Raw genomic sequence first — 19578 nt, forward strand, 5'->3', positions numbered from 1 at the left:
TTGCCCGTAGCGAAGCGCAGGGACGCAGCAACCAGGGTCGCCTTTTCTTTTGCTTACTTTTCTTTTGGCGAAGCAAAAGAAAAGTGAGTAGCCGCCGGGCTACCCCCGGCCAGCCACTCTCAGCAGAGGGCACACCGCAGGAGCAAAAACCACCCCCAGAAGCCATAATCCAAACCATGCCCCGCCCTTCCCAACAACTCCACCCCCACCGCGACCCAGCCCCCCTGCGCCCAGCCGCGACGGTCCTCCTACTGCGCGACACCGCGCAAGGCATAGAAGTCCTGATGACACGCCGTTCGATGACGGCCAGCTTCGCACCAGGCGCCTACGTCTTCCCCGGCGGCGGCATCGACGCAACGGATGCCCAGGCGCACGCCCAGTCCACCCGGCGGGCGACACAAAGCGACCTGCACCTCACGCAGGCCATCGCGGCGATCCGCGAGAGTTTTGAAGAGCTCGGCGTGCTGCTGGCGCGCCACGCCGACGGCAGCCACGTGACGACGGCCGACATCGCGGCGCTGGACCGCAAGGCACCCTTCGCGGCGCAATGCCGTGAGCGCGGCCTCACGCTGGCGGGCGACGAGGTGTTTGTGCTGGCGCACTGGGTCACCGACCGCGACCTGCCGCGGCGATTTGACGTGCCCTTTTTGGTGGCACGCATGCCCGAGGGCCAGAGCCCGGTAGCCGACGAGGCCGAGCAGTTCGAGCCGGTCTGGGTACGGCCGGCCGAGGCGCTGGCGCGGCACGCGGCGGGCGGCTTCTTCATCATCTTTCCCACGATACGCACGCTGGAAAAACTGCAGCACTATCCCGACGTCGATGCGGTGCTCACCGCCTGTGCGTCCGAAATCCCGCTGTGGACCTCCTGCCCGCGCGCCGGGCTGTTGGGCGGCAAGGAAGCACGCTACATGGAACATGAAGCCCCGTACGGCGAACTCGCGTTGACCTGCCCCGACGGGCAGATCGTGCATACACTGGACTGGCAAAGCGCGCAGCCGGTGGCGCTGCTGCGCAACGTGCAACGCCTGACAGCGCCCAACCCGGGTGTGATGACCGGGCCGGGCACCAACAGCTACCTCGTCGGCGACCCGGGCAGYGGCYATATCGCGATCGACCCCGGCCCGGCCGACCAGGAACACCTGCAGCGCCTCTGGCAGGCGGCCGGCGGTGATATCCGCATGATTGTCTGCACGCATTCGCACCCCGACCACTCCCCCGGCGCGAAGCCGCTACAGGCGCTGTGCCGCACGGCCCCGCCCATCCTGGGGCTGCCTTCCGCGCCCACGGCGCGCAGCGCGAGTGCCTTCACGCCGGACAGGGCGCTGCAAAACCAGGAACGCCTCACACTTGAAGGCAAAGGCGCGGACGGCGGAGCGACCACCCACACACTGAAGGTGCTTCACACCCCCGGCCATGCGGCCAACCATGTCTGCCTGGTGCTGGAGGAAGACGGCCTGCTGTTCAGCGGCGACCACATCCTCAACGGCAGCACCACCGTTATCGACCCGCCGGACGGCGACATGAACGCCTACCTCGACTCGCTGGATGCGCTCAGCGCGGCTTGCGGCGAGCACCACATTGAATTCATCGCCCCCGCACACGGCTACGTGATCGGCGAGGCCAAAACCGCGATTGCCCAGCTCAAGGCGCACCGCCTCAAGCGCGAGGCCAAGATCCTCGGCGTGATGCAGGCCCGCCCGGACGGCACCATGGACGACTGGGTCGCGGCGGCGTACGACGATGTGGACCCGCGCATCTGGCCGGTGGCCAAACGCTCGCTGCTCGCGCACGTGGAACGCATCGAGTCGCAGGGATTTTCCAATTTGTAGGGCTACCGGGGCGCCTCGCTCGTCCTGCCGCCCCCAGTGAGGGAATGCCAGGCTGACGGACGGCCCCTTGCTAAGGTATCCTGCATTCCGCGCCATCAGGCACATCAATTGCTTGGCCTGTGGCGGCCCCGGTTTATACTTTTTTTCTCATACCTGCCGGGAACCGGGCCACCAGCCCGCCTTTCCGCGGGATTCTGAACTCACGTATTCAACATTCAGCGAGGTTTTTTTCATGCCTTCCATCACGACCCGACATTTCCTTCAAAGCGCCGGCATATTGCTGGCCGGCCTGGTTCTGGCAGCCTGCGGCAAGCAGGAGCCGCCGGCACCGGCAGCCGGCGCCTCCGCGCCCGCCGCAGCAGCACCAGCCGCCAAGGTCTATGTGGTGGGCACCGACGCCGCCTACGTGCCCTTTGAATCGCAGAACGACAAGGGCGAAATCGTCGGCTTCGACATCGAGGTCGTGCAGGCCGTGGCGAAAAAAGCCGGCATCGAGGTGAAATTCATCAACACGCCGTGGGAAGGCATCTTCAACTCGCTCAATCAGGGCGACCGCGACCTGCTGGTATCCGCCATCACCATCACGGCCGAGCGCAAGCAGACCATGGATTTTTCGACCCCCTACTTCGACGCGCAGCAACTGATCGCCGTGAAGAAGGATTCGAAGATCGCCAAGTTCAACGACCTGAAAAAACTCAAGGTCGGCGTGCAGAACGGCACCACGGGCGATGAAGTCATCACCAAGCTGCAGGGCAAGGACAGTCCCAACATCAAGCGCTTTGAAGCAACGCCCCTGGCGCTGAAAGAACTGGAAGCCGGCGGCGTGGATGCCGTGGTGGCCGACAACGGCGTGGTCGAACACTACGTCAACAACAACAGCGGCGCCCAATTCAAGACCATCACCGACGCCAGCTTTTCCCCCGAGCAGTACGGCCTGGCCGTGAAGAAGGGCAACACCGAACTGCTGGAAAAACTCAACAAGGGCCTGGCCGACATCAAGACCGACGGCACCTACGACAAGATCTACGCGAAGTACTTCGGCGGCGCGGGCGCGAAAGCACCGGCGGCAGCCGCGTCGAAGTAAGGCTGGCCTCCCCAGGCGCCGCCGGTTTCATCGCTGCGCGGCGCCTGCAATGACTCCCGAGCACGCGACCCCGCCTGCAGGCGCCACACCGGCCGGCCGCAGGCGCTCCTTGCGCGCCATTGCCATTTTTGAAGCCACCAAAGGCCTGGCCGCAATGGCGGCCGGCTTAGGCCTGCTGGAGCTGCTGCACCACGACATCCACCGGCTGGCCCTTGCGCTGCTGTGGCGCTTTCACCTTGACCCGGCCTTACCCTATCCCACACTCCTGCTGCATTACGCAGACCTGCTGAGCGCCATAGACCTGCGCACGCTTGCGCCTGTGGCGCTGGCGTATATCGCCGTGCGCTTCCTGGAAGCCTGGGGGCTGTGGAGGGAAAAAACCTGGGCCGAATGGCTGGGCGCGCTGTCGGGGGCCTTGTACATCCCGCTGGAGCTGGCCCACCTGGCGCACCGGCCCGGTGCCATCAATGCCGGGGTGCTGCTCATTAACGTGGGAGTGGTCGGTTTCCTGGCGTTCCAGCTTTGGATGCGCCGAGGCCATGGCAGGCATGTTGCCCCCAAGGCCCTAAATAAAGTGTGAAGCCCGCCGATAAGCCGGATTCTGTGCACCGGGCCCCCTTGGAGAAGACCCGGCGTGACCGCCATTAATCTGGGCCGGGGGTCGCCCCCACGGCTCAATGCTACCTACCCGCCAGCTCTGCGGAACCACATCAACGCTGGCCTACTTGGTATTGCTGCGCGTAGAGATTGCCCGTTTCACCCGGCCCGGGGTTACCCCAAGGCCGACTCGTCTCTGTTGCTCTGATCCTCACCTCACGGTGGAGAGGTGTTACCTCCTACGCTGTCCTGTGCAGTCCGGACGTTCCTCCAGTGCCTGGTTTCCCAGATTGCACCAGCGGCGGTCTGGCAGGCTTCACGGGGCCTATTATCCGCCAGCAAACCCCAAAGGCGTGTCGCCCTTTAAAATGCGGGCTGCTTGATCAACACGAGCCCCCTTCCCATGATTCGCCTGACCGAACTCAAACTTCCGCTGGACCACGCGGAAGACGCCCTGCCCGCCCTGGCGGCCCAGACCCTGGGCATCGCCGCGGCCGAGCTGCAGAACGTCCACATCCACAAACGCAGCTTTGACGCGCGCAAGGCCGACCTGCTCAAGGTCTACATCGTCGACGTCACGCTGGCGGACGCCGGCCGCGAAAGCGCCCTGCTCACCCAATTCGCCGGCAACCCGCACATCCTGCCCACGCCCGACATGGCTTACCGCAACGTAGGCCAGGCGCCCGCCGGCCTGCCGCTGCGCCCGGTCGTCGTCGGCTTCGGCCCCTGCGGCATGTTCGCGGCCCTGCTGCTGGCGCAAATGGGCTTCAAGCCCATCGTGCTGGAGCGCGGCAAGACGGTGCGCCAGCGAACCCGGGACACCTGGGGCCTGTGGCGCAAGAACGTGCTGAACCCCGAGTCCAACGTGCAGTTCGGCGAAGGCGGCGCCGGCACTTTTTCCGACGGCAAGCTCTATAGCCAGATCAAGGACCCGCGCCACCTGGGCCGCAAGGTGATGAACGAATTCGTCAAAGCCGGCGCGCCCGCCGACATCCTGTTCGAGGCGCATCCGCACATCGGCACTTTCAAGCTGGTGAAGGTGGTCGAGAACATGCGCGCGCAGATCGTCGCGCTGGGCGGCGAGATCCGTTTCGAGCAGCGCGTGACCGACGTGCTGATCGAGGACGGCCCCGAGGGCAAGCAGCTGCGCGGCCTCACGGTGCTGGACCAGGCCACCGGCCAGAGCCAGGAGATGCGCGCCGACCAGGTGGTGATGGCGCTGGGCCACAGCTCGCGTGACACCTTCGCCATGCTCTACGAGCGCGGCGTGTACATCGAGGCCAAGCCTTTTTCCATCGGCTTTCGGGTCGAGCACCCGCAGGGCATCATCGACCGCGCGCGCTGGGGCCGCCATGCCGGCCACCCCTCGCTGGGTGCAGCCGAATACAAGCTGGTGCACCACGCGAGCAACGGCCGCTCGGTCTACAGCTTCTGCATGTGCCCGGGCGGCACTGTGGTCGCCGCGACTTCGGAGCCCGGCCGCGTGGTGACCAACGGCATGAGCCAGTACTCGCGCAACGAACGCAACGCCAACGCCGGCATCGTGGTGGGCATAGACCCGCGCGACTACCCCGGCTTTGAAGCCGGCGACGCGCTGGCCGGCATCGCGCTGCAGCGCCAGCTTGAATCGCACGCTTTTGTGCTGGGCGGCGGCAACTACAACGCCCCGGGACAGTTGGTCGGCGACTTCCTGGCGGGCCGCCCCTCGACCACGCTGGGCAGCATCACGCCGTCTTACAAACCGGGGGTGACCCTGGGCGACCTGTCGCCGGCACTGCCCGCCTATGCGATCGAGGCCATGCGCGAGGCCTTTCCGGTGTTCGGCAAGAAGATCAAAGGCTTTGACACGCATGACGCGGTGCTGACCGGCGTGGAAACACGCACCTCCTCGCCCATCCGCATCAGCCGCGGCGAGGACCTGCAAAGCATCAATGTGCGCGGCCTCTACCCGGCCGGCGAAGGCGCCAGCTACGCGGGCGGCATCCTGTCGGCCGGCGTGGACGGCATCAAGGTCGCCGAGGCGCTGGCGCGCAGCGTGCTGCAGGATGCCGAACGGCAGCGGGTGGCCGCATGATGGCTATCCAGAGCCGTTCACAAAACACAGCGAAGCGGTCCTGGCTAGGCGCGTCCGCCGCAGACAGTGCACCAGCACGGCAAGGCGGCGCAACAACGCCAGGAGGGTTTTGTGAGCGGCTCTGAAGATTTTCATTATTACGAGCCAGCCACAGGCCACGGCCTGCCGCACGACCCCTTCAACGCCATGGTGGGGCCGCGGCCCATAGGCTGGATTTCCTCGCGGGACGCGAAAGGGCAGCTCAACCTGGCGCCCTACAGTTTTTTCAACGCCTTTAACTACACGCCGCCCATCATCGGTTTCGCCAGCATTGGCGCCAAGGACAGCTTGCGCAATATCCGCGAAACCGGCGAGTTCGGCTGGAACCTGGCAACCCGGCCGCTGGCCGAGGCCATGAACCGCTCCTGCGCGATGGTGCCGCCCGAAGTCAATGAATTCGAGCTGGCCGGCCTCACGCCCGTGGCTTCGCAGCGCATCGCCGCGCCGCGCGTACTGGAAAGCCCGGTGTCCTTCGAGTGCCGGCTGACGCAAATCCTGCAGCTGCAGAGCGCCGACGGCGTGCCGGTGCCCACCTGGCTGGTGCTGGGCGAGGTCGTCGGCGTGTACATTGCAAGGCATCTGCTGAAGGACGGCATTTACGACACGGCGGCCGCCGAACCGATTCTTCGCGGCGGCGGGCCGGCCGACTATTTCACCGTCACCCCCGAAAACCTCTTTCGCATGTTCAGGCCGCGCTAGGCGGCCAGGGCACCCCGGCATTCCACTTTTTCACCCCATCACATGACCGACACCACCACACCCACCCCGCGCGCCAAGCGCCCCCGCCCGGCACAGCGCTCCCGGCCCGCCGGCCCGCCGCAGCCACAACAACGCACGCGCGAAGTCCATCCGGTGCTGGAAAAGCTGTTCGAGCTCTACCCCAGGATGTTCGGTGCGCAGTTCCTGCCGCTCAAGCTGGGCGCTTTCCAGGACCTGCTGGCCGAGAACCCCGAAGTGTTCAAGCGCGAGGAGCTCAAGGTCGCGTTGGGCCTGCACGCGCGCTCGACCCGCTACCTCGAATGCGTGGCGGCCGGCCATCCGCGCCACAACCTGCAGGGCGAACCCGTAGAGCCCGTGGCGCCCGAGCACGTGCACCACGCCATCATGGAAGTCTTCCGGCGCCGCCAGGCGCGCTCCAAGGAGGATTTGCGCCCCAAGGTCGTCGCCCGCCTGGTCGCGGCAGTTGAGGCTTCGGGCCTGAGCCGCGAAGCCTACGCCGAGTGCACCCGCACGCAGGACGAGGCCGCCAACGCGCTGCTTGATGAAGCTTTTGCCGAAATCGCGGTGCAGACCGCCAAACGCGAAGCGTTGATGCGGGCTTTTGAGGCCAGCGGCAAGACGGTGAAGCAGTTTGCCGAGATGTACGGCATGGCCCCGGCGGACGTCGCCCAAGCGGTGGAACGCACGCGGCAGGCCGGCGCCGCCCAGCCCCAATAAGGCAGGGTCAGTAGAGCGAGCGGCCGAAGCGCTCGAAGCGGGGCTGCCACTTCTCAAGGATGTCGGCCGACACCAGGATGCGTTCGGCCCGGCCTATCAGCAGCTGGCGCGGCACCAGGCCGATGTAGCGCGAATCGGCGCTGTTGTCACGGTTGTCGCCCAGCATCATGAACTGGTCGGGCGGAATCGTGATCGGGCCCCAGGTGTCCTTGGCCGCCACGCCGGCCAGCCACTGGATTTCATGCTGTCCCTGGGCCGTGCTTTCTTTCACGTGGGTGGCCACCAGCACGCCCACCGGGCCGGCCGGCTCCAGCGCCGTGTCCAGCGCCTCATAACGCGCCGCTTGCCCGTTGATGATGAGCACCTTCGCGCGCATTTCAACGACGTCGCCTGGCAGCGCCACCAGCCGTTTGATCAGGCGCACGCCGTCCAGCGGCGAGGAAAAGGTGACGACGTCGCCGCGCTGCGGGTCAGCCGTACGCGCCAGCACCACGTCGGTCAGCGGGACCTTGACGTTGTAGGCCAGCCGGTTGACAAAAACCACGTCGCCCTCGAGCAGGTTGGGCCGCATCGAACCCGAGGGAATGGGATTCCAGTCCGCGATGGCGGTGCGGAACAATCCGAACAACAACAGAAATACCAGAAAACCGCGGTTCTGCCTGATCCAGCTTTTCATGTCCGTGCTCCTTGAAAACTCCAAAAAAAAAGCGTCCCGTGCAGGGCGCCCTTTGATCTTCAAGCCTGGGTGTTTTGCAATGCCGCAATCCGCTCTTCAATCGGCGGGTGCGTGGCAAACAGCTTGCCGATGCTGCCGGTGATGCCCATGGCCTCCACGGCCTTGGGCAGCTCGCCCGGCTGCATGCCACCCAGGCGCGCCAGGGCGTTCATCATGGGCTGGCGCCGGCCCATCAGCTGCGCGGCGCCGGCGTCGGCGCGGAACTCGCGCTGGCGCGAGAACCAGGCCACGACGATGGCTGCGGCAAAACCGAGCACGATGTCCAGCACGATGGTGCTGACGTAATAGCCGATGCCGGGGCCGGAGTTGCTGTCGCTACCGCGGCGCAGGAAACTGTCGACGGCGTAGCCGATCACACGCGAGAGGAAGACCACAAAGGTGTTCATCACGCCCTGGATCAGGGTCATGGTGACCATGTCGCCGTTGGCGATGTGGGCGATCTCATGGCCCAGAACGGCCTCGATTTCTTCCTTGGTCATGCCTTGCAGCAAACCGGTGGACACGGCCACCAGCGAGGAGTTCTTGAACGCGCCGGTGGCGAAGGCATTGGGGGCGCCCTCAAAGATGCCGACTTCGGGCATGCCGATCTGGGCCTTCTCGGCCAGCTTGCGCACGGTCTCGACAATCCAGGCCTCATCGGCGTTCTGGGCTTCATTGATGACGCGCACACCGGCGCTCCATTTGGCGACCGGCTTGCTGATCAGCAGCGAGATGATGGCGCCGCCAAAACCGATCACGAGCGCAAACCCGAGCAGCATGCCGAGGTTCAGCCCGTTCGGCGTGAGATAGCGGTTGACGCCCAGCAGGCTGGCGACGATGCCCAGCACCGCCACGACGGCGATATTGGTCAGGACAAACAGGAAAATACGTTTCATGGGTTCTCCGTGGGGTCGGTGAAAAAGCCCGCCTTGCGCAGGATATGAGGGTCCGCGGACCCGGTTCAAGCGGTGCCAGCGCCTAAGTGGCTGATTTTTATCTGTTATTTATGACAGCCGGCCGGAATACAAGGGAGTCATCATAAAAGGAAAAGTTCTCGTTCTCGGGCCACCAGCCGGGCACGCCCAGCACCGGCAAGGGTGCAAAAGGCTTGGCGGCGAGCCTGGCTGCGCTGAGGTCGGCCGCCACCCAGGCGTCCAGTTCCGCGATGGAGCCCATGGGTGGCTGCGCCAGGTAGACATGGGCCGTGATGGCTTTGCGCGGGCTCAGCAGTTTTTCGAGCAAGGCATGGCCGAACAGCACGAGCCTGGCCTCCCGCCACAGCTGCCTGTGGGTGATGAAGAGGCTGTTCCAGTCGCGGGCCAGCAGCGCGTCCCACAGCGCTTGCGGCGCCGACAGGAAGGCCGCGTTTTCGTCGAACACCGTGAGGGCATCGCGCACCGGGCCGCGCACCGGGGCCACGCCCGCGGCGGCGATCTCGGCGGCCTGCAGCTGGTTGAGCTTTCGCTTGGTTTCCGGAAAACGCATCCAGCACAGGCCGTTGAAAAAATCGTGCGCGCCCTCGCGGGTCGGGCACAGGCGGGTCCTGGCGATAAAGCTCTCATAGGCCTCACCGGAGGGCAGCGTGCATTGCGGCGCGAAACAGACCGGCGCAGGCTGCACCGCGTTGAGCGCCTGGTGCAGCGCGACGCCCGCCGTGACCGCGCAGGCCGCGCGCTGGCCGGGTTCACGCCAGGCCTGCAGCCAGGGCTGTTCCCAGTCGATGGGGGGTAGCGGTGCCGGGTTTCCCATGGCGCTCAGGCCTTGGCCGGTTTGGGCTGCTTTCTGTCGCGCACCATGACCGTGGACTTGCCTTCGTCGGTAATCTCAAAAAGCTGGGTGGCCACCAGCAGCTTGGTCAGCGTGGCGTAGCCGTAGTTGCGGTGGTCGAAGGAGGCCTGGTTGGCGATCTGCGTGCCGACCGCGCCGACGCGCGCCCAGCCCTCGTCGTCGGCCGCGGCCTGCACCGCGTTGCGCAGCAGCATGACGAGCTTGGCGTCCTGGCGCAGCTGCGCGGGCGTGGCCCGCAGCGGCGTGGCGGACACGGCCTCGCCGTCGTCCTTGCTGTCGCCGTGGGGAGTCCCGGCCGCGTCGGCGACCGCGATGGGGCGCAGCTTGTCGAGGAACAGGAAGCGCGAGCAGGCGTTGACGAAGGGCTCGGGTGTTTTCTGCGCGCCGAAACCGTAGACCGCAGCGCCCTTGGCGCGCAGGTGCATGACCAGCGGCGTGAAATCGGCGTCCGACGAGACGATGCCGAAGGCGTCGGGCCGATCGGTGTAGAGCAGCTCCAGCGCGTCTATCACCATGGCCATGTCGCTGGCGTTCTTGCCCTTGGTGTAGTCGAACTGCTGCATGGGGCGTATGGCGTGTTCGTGCAACACCTCTTCCCAGCCTTTGAGTTCGTTTTTCTTCCAGTTGCCGTAGGCGCGCCGGATGTTGGTCTCGCCGAAGGTCGACAACTCGTTAAGGATCAGGTCGATCTTGGACGCCGGCGAGTTGTCGGCGTCTATGAGCAAGGCAACGCGCGGCTTGTGGTCCATCATGTGCTTTCTGAAGTTTCGAGCTTCCAGGGCAGGCTTTCACCCGAGCGCAGCGGCTTGAGTTCGGATTCACCGAAGGCATAGCTTTCGGGCGGGTGCCAGCTTTCTTTCTTGAGCGTGATGCTGCCGGTGTTGCGCGGCAGGCCGTAGAAGTCGGCGCCGTTGAAGCTGGCAAAGGCTTCCAGCTTGTCCAGCGCGCCGGCCGCGTCAAAGGCCTCGGCATAAAGCTCCATCGCCGCATGGGCGGTGTAGCAGCCCGCGCAGCCGGTGGCGTGCTCCTTGAGGTGGGCAGGGTGCGGCGCGCTGTCGGTGCCGAGGAAGAAGCGCGCGTTGCCGCCGGTGGCGGCCTCGACCAGCGCCAGGCGGTGGGTTTCACGCTTGAGCACCGGCAGGCAGTAATAGTGGGGGCGGATGCCGCCCGTGAAGATCGCGTTGCGGTTGTAGAGCAGGTGGTGGGCGGTGACCGTGGCGCCGGTGAAGCGGTCGGCGTCGCGCACATAGTGTGCTGCTTCCCGTGTGGTGATGTGCTCGAACACGATCTTGAGTTCGGGGAAATCGCGGCGCAACGGAATCAGCTGGGTGTCGATGAACACGGCCTCGCGGTCGAACAGGTCGATGTCGGACGAGGTCACCTCGCCGTGCACCAGCAGCAGCATGCCGGCTTTCTGCATGGCTTCCAGCGTCTTGTAGGTCTTGCGCAGCTCGGTCACGCCGGCGTCGCTGTTGGTGGTGGCACCGGCCGGGTAGAGCTTGGCCGCGACCACGCCGGCATCTTTGGCACGGGCGATTTCGTCGGGCGGCAGGTTATCGGTCAGGTAGAGCGTCATCAGCGGCTCAAAGCGCACGCCGGCCGGCACGGCGGCCTGGATGCGTTCGCGGTAGGCCACGGCCTGGGCGGCGGTGGTAACGGGCGGGCGCAGGTTGGGCATGATGATGGCGCGGCCGAACTGAGCCGCCGTGTGCGGCACCACGGTCAGCAAAGCCTCGCCGTCGCGCACATGCAGGTGCCAGTCGTCGGGGCGGGTGAGGGTCAGGGTGGTAGCGGGGGTGCGGGTGGCGGAGGTCATGGCCTGAATTGTCGCACCGCCGGGACGCAAAGACGCTTACCTCGGCCTATCCGGCAAAGCCGGCCTGGGCGCCTCCCCACCACACGGCAGCCTGGAAACGGCCGGCCGCCGCCATGAAAAAAGCCCCGCATTGCGGGGCTTTTTTGTTTCTTCTTCTTTTTTGCAGTTGCGGTGATCTTCGGTGCGTTCAGTGCGACAGGATCTTGTTGAGGAAGTCCTTGGTGCGCGCCTGACGGTTCTCGGGGTGGTTGAAGAACTCGTCTTTCGAGCAATCTTCCAGGATTTTGCCGCCCACGTCCATAAAAATCACGCGGCTGCCGACCTTGCGGGCGAAGCCCATTTCATGGGTCACCACCATCATGGTCATGCCTTCGACGGCCAGTCCCATCATGCAGTCCAGCACCTCGCCGACCATTTCGGGGTCGAGCGCGGAGGTGGGTTCGTCAAACAGCATGGCGATGGGATCCATGCTGAGCGCCCGGGCAATCGCCACGCGCTGCTGCTGGCCGCCCGACAGCTGGCCGGGGAATTTGTCCTTGTGCGCCATCAGGCCCACGCGGTCCAGGTACTTGAGGCCGTGTTTTTTGGCTTCGTCGGGCTTGCGGCCCAGCACCTTGACCTGCGCCAGCGTCAGGTTTTCGGTGACGCTCAGGTGCGGGAACAGCTCGAAATTCTGGAACACCATGCCGACGCGGCTGCGCAGCTTGGGCAGGTCGGTCTTGGGGTCGTGCACGGCCTTGCCATCGACGAAGATCTGGCCCTTCTGGAAGGGCTCCAGTGCGTTGATGGTCTTGATCAGGGTGGATTTGCCCGATCCCGAAGGACCGCAGACCACGACCACTTCACCCTTTTTGATGCGGGTGGTGCAGCTGTTGAGAACCTGCACGTCGCCGTACCATTTGGAAACTTCTTTCAACTCAATCATCTTCTTCTCCAGTGTGCTCTTTGAGGTTTGCCTGCTGTGATGCGCGGCGCTCTTAGCGAATGATGGCGATTCTGCTGTTCAGGCGCTTGACCATGAAGGACAGCCCGAAGCAGATCACGAAATAAACCACGGCGGCCAGCAGGTAAGCCTCTTCAGGGCGGCCGTAGATCTTGCCGGCGGTGCTGAAACCCTTGAGCAGGTCATAGGCGCCGATGGCATAAACCAGCGAGGTGTCCTGGAACAGGATGATGGTCTGCGTCAGCAGGATGGGCACCATGTTGCGGAAAGCCTGCGGCAGGATGATCAGCTTCATGTTCTGCGCGTAGCTCATGCCCAGGGCGCGCCCGGCATTGACCTGGCCGCGGGAGATGGACTGTATGCCGGCGCGCATGATTTCGCTGAAGTAAGCGGCCTCGAAGGCGACGAAAGTGATGATGGCCGAGATTTCAGCGCGGTAGTTGGAGCCCCAGCTGCCGAAGGTCGTGTAGAACGAGGCCGGCACCAGCAGGAAGAACCACAGGATCACCATGACCAGCGGAATGGAACGCATGCCGTTGACGTAGAAGGTCGCGGGGATCGTCAGGAAGGACTTGCCGGAAAGGCGCATCAGGGCCAGCACGGTGCCGAAGATGATGCCGCCTATGGTGGCGATGACGGTCAGCTCTATGCTGAAAATAAAACCCTTGACCACGAACTGGGAGATCATGTCCCAGTTCAGGAAGCTCATGTCGAGTCCAAGCATGTCAGTGACCTCCGCCTGTTGAGCCGGCGACGACGAAGCCTGGGATTTGCACCCGCTTCTCGACGAAAGCCATGACGCGGTTGACCGCGAAAGCCGAGACGGCGTAGAGCGCCGTCACCGCCAGGTAGATTTCAATGCCGCGCGAGGTTTCTTCCTGAGCCTGCATGGCGAACATAGTGAGTTCGGCGATGGACACCGCGAAAGCCACGGAGGAATTCTTCAAGAGGTTCATCGATTCGCTGGTAAGCGGCGGAATGATGATGCGAAAGGCCATCGGCAAGATCACGTAGCGGTAGGTCTGCAGGGTCGTGAAACCCATGGCCATGCCCGCATAACGCTGGCCGCGGGGCAATGCCTGGACGCCAGCCCTGACCTGCTCGGCGATACGCGCTGAGGTGAAAAAGCCCAGGGCGAACACCACCAGGATGAAGCTGGGCAGCTCCTTCATGGCGGGGAAAATCTTGGGAACCACAAAGTACCAGATGAAAATCTGGACCAGCAGGGGAACGTTGCGGAACAGTTCAACCCAGGCATTGGCGAAACGCACAAGCCAGGGACTGTTCGGCAAGGTGCGCAGCGTGCCGATGATCGCTCCGCACAGCATCGCGATCACCCAGGATGCGCCGGCGACGGACAGCGTCCAGCCCCAGGCATCAAACATCCACTGCAGGTAGGTTCGACCACTACCGTCATCATTCAAAAATACCTGCCAATCCCAAGTCATCACGGCTCCAGCAAATGGTTGTTATGTTGTCTTCCCTGCGACGCTAACGGTAAACGGGAAACCCCGCCAGTGCAAGGCGACCGGCGGGGTTGTTCAATTTACCTGCCCAAAATTACTTCTGGACGTACTCTTCCATGGGCTTGTCGTTCGGGTTGTCCCAGGCTGCCTTGGTGCTGGCGCTCAGGGCCAGGCCGACCTTGGTGTTCTTCGGAGGAATCGGCGACAGGAACCATTTGGTCCACAGCTTGTTCATCTCACCCGACTTGATCATGCCCTTGACCGTGTCATCGGCCAGGCGCTTSAGCAGGGGGTCGTCCTTGCGGATCATGATGGCGATGGGCTCAACGCTCAGCACTTCACCGACGATCTTGAAGTCGGAAGGCTTCTTGGCGGTGGCGATGTTGCCGGCCAGGATGGAGCCGTCCATCACGAACGCATCGGCGCGGCCGGACTCGAGCAGCAGGAAGCTGTCGGAGTGGTCTTTGCCGAAGATTTCCTTGAACTCGACGCCGGTGGCGCGCTTGTTCTTGCGCAGGGTCTGCACGGAGGTGGTACCGGTGGTGGTGGCCACGGTCTTGCCGCTCAGTTGGGCCACCGAGGTGATGCCAGAGTTGGCCTTCACGGCGATGCGGACTTCTTCCACGAAGGTGGTCACGACAAAAGCCACGTCCTTCTGGCGGGTCGCGTTGTTGGTGGTGGAGCCGCACTCGATGTCGACGGTGCCGTTCTGCACGAGGGGGATGCGGTTCTGCGACGTCACGGGCTGGTATTTGATTTCCAGCTTGCGTTCAGCGGCTTTTTCGAGGCCGGCCAGGATGCGCTGGCAGATTTCGACGTGGTAGCCGGTGTACTTGCCGTCACCCAGGGTATATGAGAGCGCGCCGGAAGAATCGCGAACGCCCATGGTGACAACGCCGGAAGCCTTGACTTTGGAAAGGGTGTCAGCGAATGCGGCGCCGGTGGCGAGCAGGGCGACGGACAGAGCGACAAGCTTGAGTTTCATGGAATCTCCTGTAATGAATGAAACGGTTAGCGAACTATTTTAGAGAGATGGTACCCGGGGCTAGCCTAGGTTTACCCGGCCTCTAAAACGGGGAAAACGAAGTGTTTGCGAAGTGTTTGGAGCGGTAGTTGCCGCTGAACCCGCGGAAGCCGTGGCAATTCCTGGGGTTTTCCAAAGTGGTGCACGCATGAAGAAGTCCGGAACTATACGGCAGATGTAAGCAGTCTTTGTGCCAGCGGCCGTCAGGCAAGCAGCGGCAGGGGCTGCGTGAGCTTGTCGGGCACCAGCAGGGCCTCGACTTCGGCCTGCGTCATGATGCCCAGCGATTCCGCGATCTCGGCAATCGGTGCGCCGGTGGCGATCGCCGTCTTGGCAATCAACGCGGCCTTTTCGTAGCCGATGATGGGGTTGAGCGCAGTGACCAGGGTGACCGATTCGCGCACGCGTTTGGCCAGCAGCTCGCGGTTGGCCTCGATGCCGGCCACACAATTGGTTTGAAGCGTGAGGCAGGCCTGGCTCAGGTGTTCAATGCTCTTGAAAAGGCTCCAGCCCATGATGGGCTCGAAGGCATTGAGCTGCAGCTGGCCGGCCTCGGAGGCCATGGTCACGGTCATGTCGTTGCCTATCACCTCAAAGGCGACCTGGTTCATGACCTCGGGGATCACCGGGTTGACCTTGCCGGGCATGATGGACGAGCCCGCCTGGCGCGGCGGCAGCCGGATGTCGCCGAAGCCGGCCTGCGGGCCGCTGGAGAGCAGGCGCAGGTCGTTGCAGATCTTGCTGAGTTTGGTGGCCACGCGCTTGAGCACGCCGGACAGCTGGACGAACGCGCCGGTGTCCTGCGTGGCCTCGATCAGGTTGGCAGCTTTTTCAACAGGCACACCGCACTCCTCGGCGAGGTGGCGGCAGACGATGTCGGCATAGCCGGCCGGCGCATTGATGCCGGTGCCTATGGCCGTGGCGCCCAGGTTGATTTCCTGGATCAGCGCGCGCGCTTCGCGCAGGCGGGCCTCGTCCTCGCCGATCATGACCGCGTAGGTCAGGAATTCCTGGCCCAATGTCATGGGCACGGCGTCCTGCAGCTGGGTGCGGCCGATCTTCAACACGTCCCGGAACTCATGGGCTTTGGCCTCAAAGCCGGCGCGCAGGATGGCCATGGAGGCCAGCAGGCGCTCGATGGCGAACCACAGGGCGATACGCACGGCCGTGGGATAGACGTCATTGGTGCTTTGTGAGGCGTTGACGTGGTCGTTGGGATGCAGCACGTCGTAGCGGCCTTTTTCCAGGCCCAGCTTTTCCAGCGCGAGGTTGGCGATGACCTCGTTGGCATTCATGTTGGTGGAGGTGCCGGCGCCGCCCTGGATCACGTCGACCACGAACTGCTCGTGGTATTGGCCGGCAATGAGTTTTTCGCAGGCGCTCATGATGGCGGCGGCCCGCCTGGCATCCAGCGCGCCGAGTTGCTGGTTGGTGCGCGCCGCAGCCTTTTTGACGAAACCCAGCGCGCGTATCAGGTCGGGCATGGCCGAGATGCGGGTGCCGGAAATCGGGAAATTTTCGACCGCGCGCGCCGTGTGCACACCCCAATACGCGGCAAAGGGAATCTGCTTTTCACCGAGAAAGTCGTGCTCGGTGCGCGTGGCCCCCGCCGGGGTGGGAACGGGCTCGGCAAGCGGAGTGAAAGAAGAATCAGGGGGCACGGGCAACGATCAGAATTTGGACGTCACGAACTGTAAGTTTGCGGGTTTGAAAACACCAATGCTGTTTCAACGATCTTCTATGCATTTTTCTTATAACCACTCAGGGTTACTACTAGTACGCCTGTCTAGCCCAGTCGCGTGGCCGGGGTAGCGCCCCCCCGCAAGGCCGTCTTTTCCCTGCTGCTGGTTTGCGCCTGCAGGTAGCTCCACAAGGCCTGGGCGTGGCTTTTGGCGGAGTCCTTGGAGGTCGGCCGCTCGCGGTAGACGCGCACGTCCATGGTCATCTCCAGGTTGCCGCCGGCGCTCACGAGTTTTTTGGCCCGCAACTCTTTTCTGACGGCGCTAAGCGGCAAAAACGCGATGCCGTGGCCTTCCAGGGCCATGGCCTTGAGCCCTTCGGCCATGTCGGTTTCGTAGACACGGTCCAGGTGGATGGCGGTGCTGGACTGCTTGAGGATCATGTCGACCATGCGGCCCAGGTAGGCGCCGGGCGCGTAGCCCAGGTAAGGCAGGGGCTGGCCGGGACGCCCCGGCAGGCTGTACTCGGGGTCACCGGCGGCCGTGGCCCGCACAAAAGGCGCCAGCACCTCCTGGCCCAGCGACACCATTTCATAACGGTCCGGGTCCAGCTGGAAAGGCTGGGAGTCGTGGTGGTAGGCGATCAGCAGGTCGCAGCTGCCCTCCACCAGGCGCAGCACCGCGTCATGCACATTGAGCGCGATCAACCGGCTTTTGATGGGGCCGAATTTCTCGCGCAGGCTGCTGACCCAGGCCGGAAAAAAAGTGAAGGCCAGCGTGTGCGGCACGGCGAATTCGATGACGTCCTGCCCGGCCGAGGTGTGGCCGCGCAGCATGGCACGGGTGGACTGCAGGCCCTGCAGCATTTCCAGCGACTGGCTGTACAGGGTTTCGCCCGCCGGCGTCAAGCGCGTGGGATAGGAACTGCGATCGACCAGGTCGGTGCCGGCCCAGGCTTCCAGCGCCTGGATACGGCGCGAAAACGCCGGCTGGGTGACGTGACGCAGTTGGGCAGAGCGGCTGAAACTGCGGGTTTCAGCCAGACTGACGAAATCTTCCAGCCATTTGGTTTCCATGGCCCCGATTATGCGAGGCACTGAGGTATTTCGGCCTACGGGGAATCCCATGGCAGGACGAAGGAGCGGCATTCGCCGTAAATACCGTCCTCGAAATGTCTCTAGAAATACAAACCGCTTGCGGCTCGCCTGCTCAGGCCTCGGGCGAACTCTGTTGCAGCGCCCACATGCGCGCATACGCGCCTTCGGTTTCGAGCAGCTGCGCATGCGTGCCGCGCTCGACGATGCGCCCGCCGTCCATCACCAGGATCTCGTGCGCGTCGACCACGGTGGACAGGCGGTGCGCGATCACCAGCGTGGTCTTGTTCTGCGCGGCGGCGCGCAGCTCAGTCTGGATGGCGCGCTCGTTGGCCGAATCCAGCGCCGAGGTGGCTTCGTCAAAAATCACCACCGGCGGGTTCTTCAGCAGGGTGCGGGCGATCGCCACGCGCTGCTTTTCGCCGCCCGACAGCTTGAGCCCGCGCTCGCCCACCATGGTCTGGTAGCCCAGCGGCGTGGAGGCGATAAAGCCGTGGATGCGGGCCGAACGCGCGGCTTCTTCCACCTCTTCGTGGGTGGCGCCCGGCTTGCCGTAGGCGATGTTGTATTCCACCGTGTCGTTGAACAGCACCGTGTCCTGCGGGACGATGCCTATGGCCTGGCGCACGCTGGACTGCGTGACCTGCTTTATGTCCTGGCCGGCGATGGTGATGCGGCCCTGCTGCACGTCGTAGAAGCGGTAAAGCAGCCGCGCCAGCGTGGATTTTCCGGCGCCCGAGGAACCCACCACCGCGACAGTCTTGCCCGGCGGGATCTCGAAGCTCACGTTGTGCAGAATGGGTCGCGCCGGGTCGTAGGCGAAGTTCACGTTTTCGAAACGCACCGCCGGCGATTCAGGAATGACCAGGGCTTTGGCGCCCGGCAGGTCGGCGATTTCGCGCTCTTTTTCCATCAGCACGAACATCTTGTCGAGATCGGTGAGGCTCTGCTTGATCTCGCGGTAGATCACGCCCAGGAAGCCCAGCGGGATGTAGAGCTGGATCATGAAGGCATTGACCATCACCAGGTCGCCCAGCGTCATGTGGCCGTCGACCACGCCCTGCGTGGCGCGCCACAGCATGGCCACCAGCCCGATGGCGATGATCAGCTGCTGCCCGGCGTTGAGCAGGCTCAGGGTGTTCTGGCTCTTGATGGCGGCGCGCCGGTAGCGCAGCAGGTTCTCGTCGTAGCGAGCGGCCTCGAACTCTTCGTTGTTGAAGTACTTGACGGTCTCGTAGTTGAGCAGCGAGTCGATGGCGCGGCTGTGGGCCGACGAGTCCAGCTCGTTCATCGTCTTGCGGAACTGCGTGCGCCATTCCGTCACCGTGACGGTGAAGAAAATGTAGAACACCAGCGCGATGCCGGTGATGCCGGCGAACCAGACGTCGAACTTGACGGCCAGCAGGCTCAGCACCAGCGTCACCTCGATCAGCGTCGGGATGATGCTGTAGAGCGAATACGAGATCAGCGAATGCACGCCGCGCGTGCCGCGCTCGATGTCGCGCGTCATGCCGCCGGTCTGCCGCTCCAGGTGAAAGCGCAGGCTGAGCGCGTGCAGGTGGCGGAACACCTCCAGTGAAATCCGCCGCGCCGCGCCTTCGGTGGCCTTGGCGAACACCAGCTCGCGCAGCTCGGTGAACAGCGTGGTCGACAGGCGCAGCAGGCCGTAGGCCAGCAGCAGCGCCACCGGCACCACCAGCACGGCCTGCGCGTCGCCTGGCTTGAAGTTCATCGCGTCGACCAGGTTTTTCAGCMGCAAGGGCACGCCCACGTTGGCCAGCTTGGCGCCCACCATGAAGCTCAGCGCCGCCAGCACGCGCCATTTGTAGTCCCACAGGTAGGGGAAAAGGCGTTTAAGGGTGTCCAGGTCGGAACGCTGGGGCGCCGGCGCCTTGCCGGCGCCCGGCACGGGCGTGGCGGGCACGGCAAGGGAGGAATCGGCGGCGGAAGCTCGGGAGCGCATGAGGGACAATCGTGAGGGTTGTTGTAATAA

General features: G+C 64.2%; 18 protein-coding genes and 1 other RNA gene. 6 read left to right on the forward strand and 13 right to left on the reverse strand.

Going from position 1 to position 19578, the window contains the following annotated elements; genetic code table 11:
• Window positions 1-176 precede the first annotated feature (176 nt).
• The 3 genes from AC1D0P_RS01435 to AC1D0P_RS01445 all read left to right on the forward strand — a co-directional run bounded on the left by AC1D0P_RS01435 (window position 177) and on the right by AC1D0P_RS01445 (window position 3493).
• The gene (locus AC1D0P_RS01435) at window positions 177-1829 is read left to right on the forward strand and encodes an MBL fold metallo-hydrolase (protein ID WP_477675044.1); all 1653 of its coding nucleotides are present in this window, start codon (window positions 177-179) and stop codon (window positions 1827-1829) included.
• A gap of 232 nt (window positions 1830-2061) precedes the next feature.
• Window positions 2062-2913, forward strand: a complete 852-nt coding sequence (locus tag AC1D0P_RS01440) for a basic amino acid ABC transporter substrate-binding protein (protein ID WP_477675045.1) — start codon at window positions 2062-2064, stop codon at window positions 2911-2913.
• A gap of 49 nt (window positions 2914-2962) precedes the next feature.
• Window positions 2963-3493 carry a DUF2127 domain-containing protein gene (locus AC1D0P_RS01445; protein WP_477675046.1) on the forward strand — a complete coding sequence of 177 codons (531 nt, stop codon included), beginning with the start codon at window positions 2963-2965 and terminating at the stop codon, window positions 3491-3493.
• Here AC1D0P_RS01445 and rnpB read toward each other — a convergent pair.
• An RNA gene (gene rnpB / locus AC1D0P_RS01450) (RNase P RNA component class A) lies at window positions 3488-3828 on the reverse strand. The two genes, AC1D0P_RS01445 and rnpB, sit on opposite strands and share 6 nt — an antisense overlap.
• An 85-nt stretch (window positions 3829-3913) precedes the next feature.
• On the opposite strand from rnpB, the gene AC1D0P_RS01455 reads away from it, so the two are divergent.
• The 3 genes from AC1D0P_RS01455 (at window position 3914) to AC1D0P_RS01465 (ending at window position 7060) form a co-directional block, all read left to right on the forward strand.
• Window positions 3914-5584, forward strand: a complete 1671-nt coding sequence (locus tag AC1D0P_RS01455; protein ID WP_477675047.1) for an NAD(P)/FAD-dependent oxidoreductase — start codon at window positions 3914-3916, stop codon at window positions 5582-5584.
• A gap of 111 nt (window positions 5585-5695) precedes the next feature.
• Window positions 5696-6322, forward strand: coding sequence for a flavin reductase family protein (locus tag AC1D0P_RS01460; protein ID WP_477675048.1), 627 nt, complete (start codon window positions 5696-5698; stop codon window positions 6320-6322).
• Between the two features lie 42 nt (window positions 6323-6364).
• Complete coding sequence (locus AC1D0P_RS01465; RefSeq protein WP_477675049.1) at window positions 6365-7060, forward strand: ProQ/FINO family protein; 696 nt, start codon at window positions 6365-6367, stop codon at window positions 7058-7060.
• Between the two features lie 7 nt (window positions 7061-7067).
• Here AC1D0P_RS01465 and lepB read toward each other — a convergent pair whose 3' ends face one another.
• From lepB to AC1D0P_RS01525, 12 genes are all read right to left on the reverse strand, one after another.
• Window positions 7068-7736 carry a signal peptidase I gene (lepB, locus tag AC1D0P_RS01470; protein ID WP_477675050.1) on the reverse strand — a complete coding sequence of 223 codons (669 nt, stop codon included), beginning with the start codon at window positions 7734-7736 and terminating at the stop codon, window positions 7068-7070.
• A gap of 59 nt (window positions 7737-7795) precedes the next feature.
• Window positions 7796-8671, reverse strand: a complete 876-nt coding sequence (htpX, locus tag AC1D0P_RS01475) for a protease HtpX (protein ID WP_477675051.1) — start codon at window positions 8669-8671, stop codon at window positions 7796-7798.
• A 97-nt stretch (window positions 8672-8768) separates the two neighbouring features.
• Window positions 8769-9524: a DUF3025 domain-containing protein gene (locus AC1D0P_RS01480; RefSeq protein ID WP_477675052.1), complete on the reverse strand. Its 756-nt coding sequence runs from the start codon at window positions 9522-9524 to the stop codon at window positions 8769-8771.
• 5 nt (window positions 9525-9529) lie between these two features.
• Window positions 9530-10312, reverse strand: coding sequence for an NYN domain-containing protein (locus AC1D0P_RS01485; RefSeq protein ID WP_477652956.1), 783 nt, complete (start codon window positions 10310-10312; stop codon window positions 9530-9532).
• On the reverse strand, window positions 10312-11379 hold the full coding sequence (pyrC, locus tag AC1D0P_RS01490; RefSeq protein ID WP_477675053.1) for a dihydroorotase: 1068 nt from the start codon (window positions 11377-11379) through the stop codon (window positions 10312-10314). Before pyrC ends, AC1D0P_RS01485 begins: the two co-directional genes overlap by 1 nt.
• Before the next feature lie 187 nt (window positions 11380-11566).
• Window positions 11567-12304: an amino acid ABC transporter ATP-binding protein gene (locus AC1D0P_RS01495; protein WP_477652954.1), complete on the reverse strand. Its 738-nt coding sequence runs from the start codon at window positions 12302-12304 to the stop codon at window positions 11567-11569.
• Window positions 12305-12356: 52 nt separating this feature from the next.
• A complete protein-coding gene (locus AC1D0P_RS01500) occupies window positions 12357-13046 on the reverse strand; it encodes an amino acid ABC transporter permease (RefSeq protein WP_477652953.1) in 690 nt (229 codons plus the stop codon).
• Window position 13047: 1 nt separating this feature from the next.
• The gene (locus AC1D0P_RS01505) at window positions 13048-13770 is read right to left on the reverse strand and encodes an amino acid ABC transporter permease (RefSeq protein WP_477652952.1); all 723 of its coding nucleotides are present in this window, start codon (window positions 13768-13770) and stop codon (window positions 13048-13050) included.
• Window positions 13771-13882: 112 nt separating this feature from the next.
• On the reverse strand, window positions 13883-14773 hold the full coding sequence (locus tag AC1D0P_RS01510; RefSeq protein ID WP_436156389.1) for a transporter substrate-binding domain-containing protein: 891 nt from the start codon (window positions 14771-14773) through the stop codon (window positions 13883-13885).
• Between the two features lie 242 nt (window positions 14774-15015).
• On the reverse strand, window positions 15016-16473 hold the full coding sequence (locus AC1D0P_RS01515; protein ID WP_477675054.1) for an aspartate ammonia-lyase: 1458 nt from the start codon (window positions 16471-16473) through the stop codon (window positions 15016-15018).
• A gap of 125 nt (window positions 16474-16598) precedes the next feature.
• Window positions 16599-17567 (reverse strand): LysR substrate-binding domain-containing protein, encoded by a 969-nt coding sequence (locus tag AC1D0P_RS01520; RefSeq protein WP_477675055.1) that lies wholly within the window; start codon window positions 17565-17567, stop codon window positions 16599-16601.
• A 133-nt stretch (window positions 17568-17700) separates the two neighbouring features.
• Window positions 17701-19548, reverse strand: a complete 1848-nt coding sequence (locus AC1D0P_RS01525; RefSeq protein ID WP_477675056.1) for an ABCB family ABC transporter ATP-binding protein/permease — start codon at window positions 19546-19548, stop codon at window positions 17701-17703.
• Window positions 19549-19578: the final 30 nt, after the last annotated feature.

Source organism: Polaromonas sp. P1_G2 (assembly GCF_056405515.1).

Coding starts and splice junctions, on each gene's coding strand:
- AC1D0P_RS01465 (WP_477675049.1), top strand. CDS start 6,365: ATGACCGACACCACCACACCCACCCCGCGCGCCAAGCGCCCCCGCCCG.
- htpX (WP_477675051.1), bottom strand. CDS start 8,671: ATGAAACGTATTTTCCTGTTTGTCCTGACCAATATCGCCGTCGTGGCG.
- AC1D0P_RS01480 (WP_477675052.1), bottom strand. CDS start 9,524: ATGGGAAACCCGGCACCGCTACCCCCCATCGACTGGGAACAGCCCTGG.
- AC1D0P_RS01440 (WP_477675045.1), top strand. CDS start 2,062: ATGCCTTCCATCACGACCCGACATTTCCTTCAAAGCGCCGGCATATTG.
- lepB (WP_477675050.1), bottom strand. CDS start 7,736: ATGAAAAGCTGGATCAGGCAGAACCGCGGTTTTCTGGTATTTCTGTTG.
- AC1D0P_RS01495 (WP_477652954.1), bottom strand. CDS start 12,304: ATGATTGAGTTGAAAGAAGTTTCCAAATGGTACGGCGACGTGCAGGTT.
- AC1D0P_RS01505 (WP_477652952.1), bottom strand. CDS start 13,770: ATGACTTGGGATTGGCAGGTATTTTTGAATGATGACGGTAGTGGTCGA.
- AC1D0P_RS01455 (WP_477675047.1), top strand. CDS start 3,914: ATGATTCGCCTGACCGAACTCAAACTTCCGCTGGACCACGCGGAAGAC.
- pyrC (WP_477675053.1), bottom strand. CDS start 11,379: ATGACCTCCGCCACCCGCACCCCCGCTACCACCCTGACCCTCACCCGC.
- AC1D0P_RS01485 (WP_477652956.1), bottom strand. CDS start 10,312: ATGGACCACAAGCCGCGCGTTGCCTTGCTCATAGACGCCGACAACTCG.
- AC1D0P_RS01520 (WP_477675055.1), bottom strand. CDS start 17,567: ATGGAAACCAAATGGCTGGAAGATTTCGTCAGTCTGGCTGAAACCCGC.
- AC1D0P_RS01500 (WP_477652953.1), bottom strand. CDS start 13,046: ATGCTTGGACTCGACATGAGCTTCCTGAACTGGGACATGATCTCCCAG.
- AC1D0P_RS01445 (WP_477675046.1), top strand. CDS start 2,963: ATGACTCCCGAGCACGCGACCCCGCCTGCAGGCGCCACACCGGCCGGC.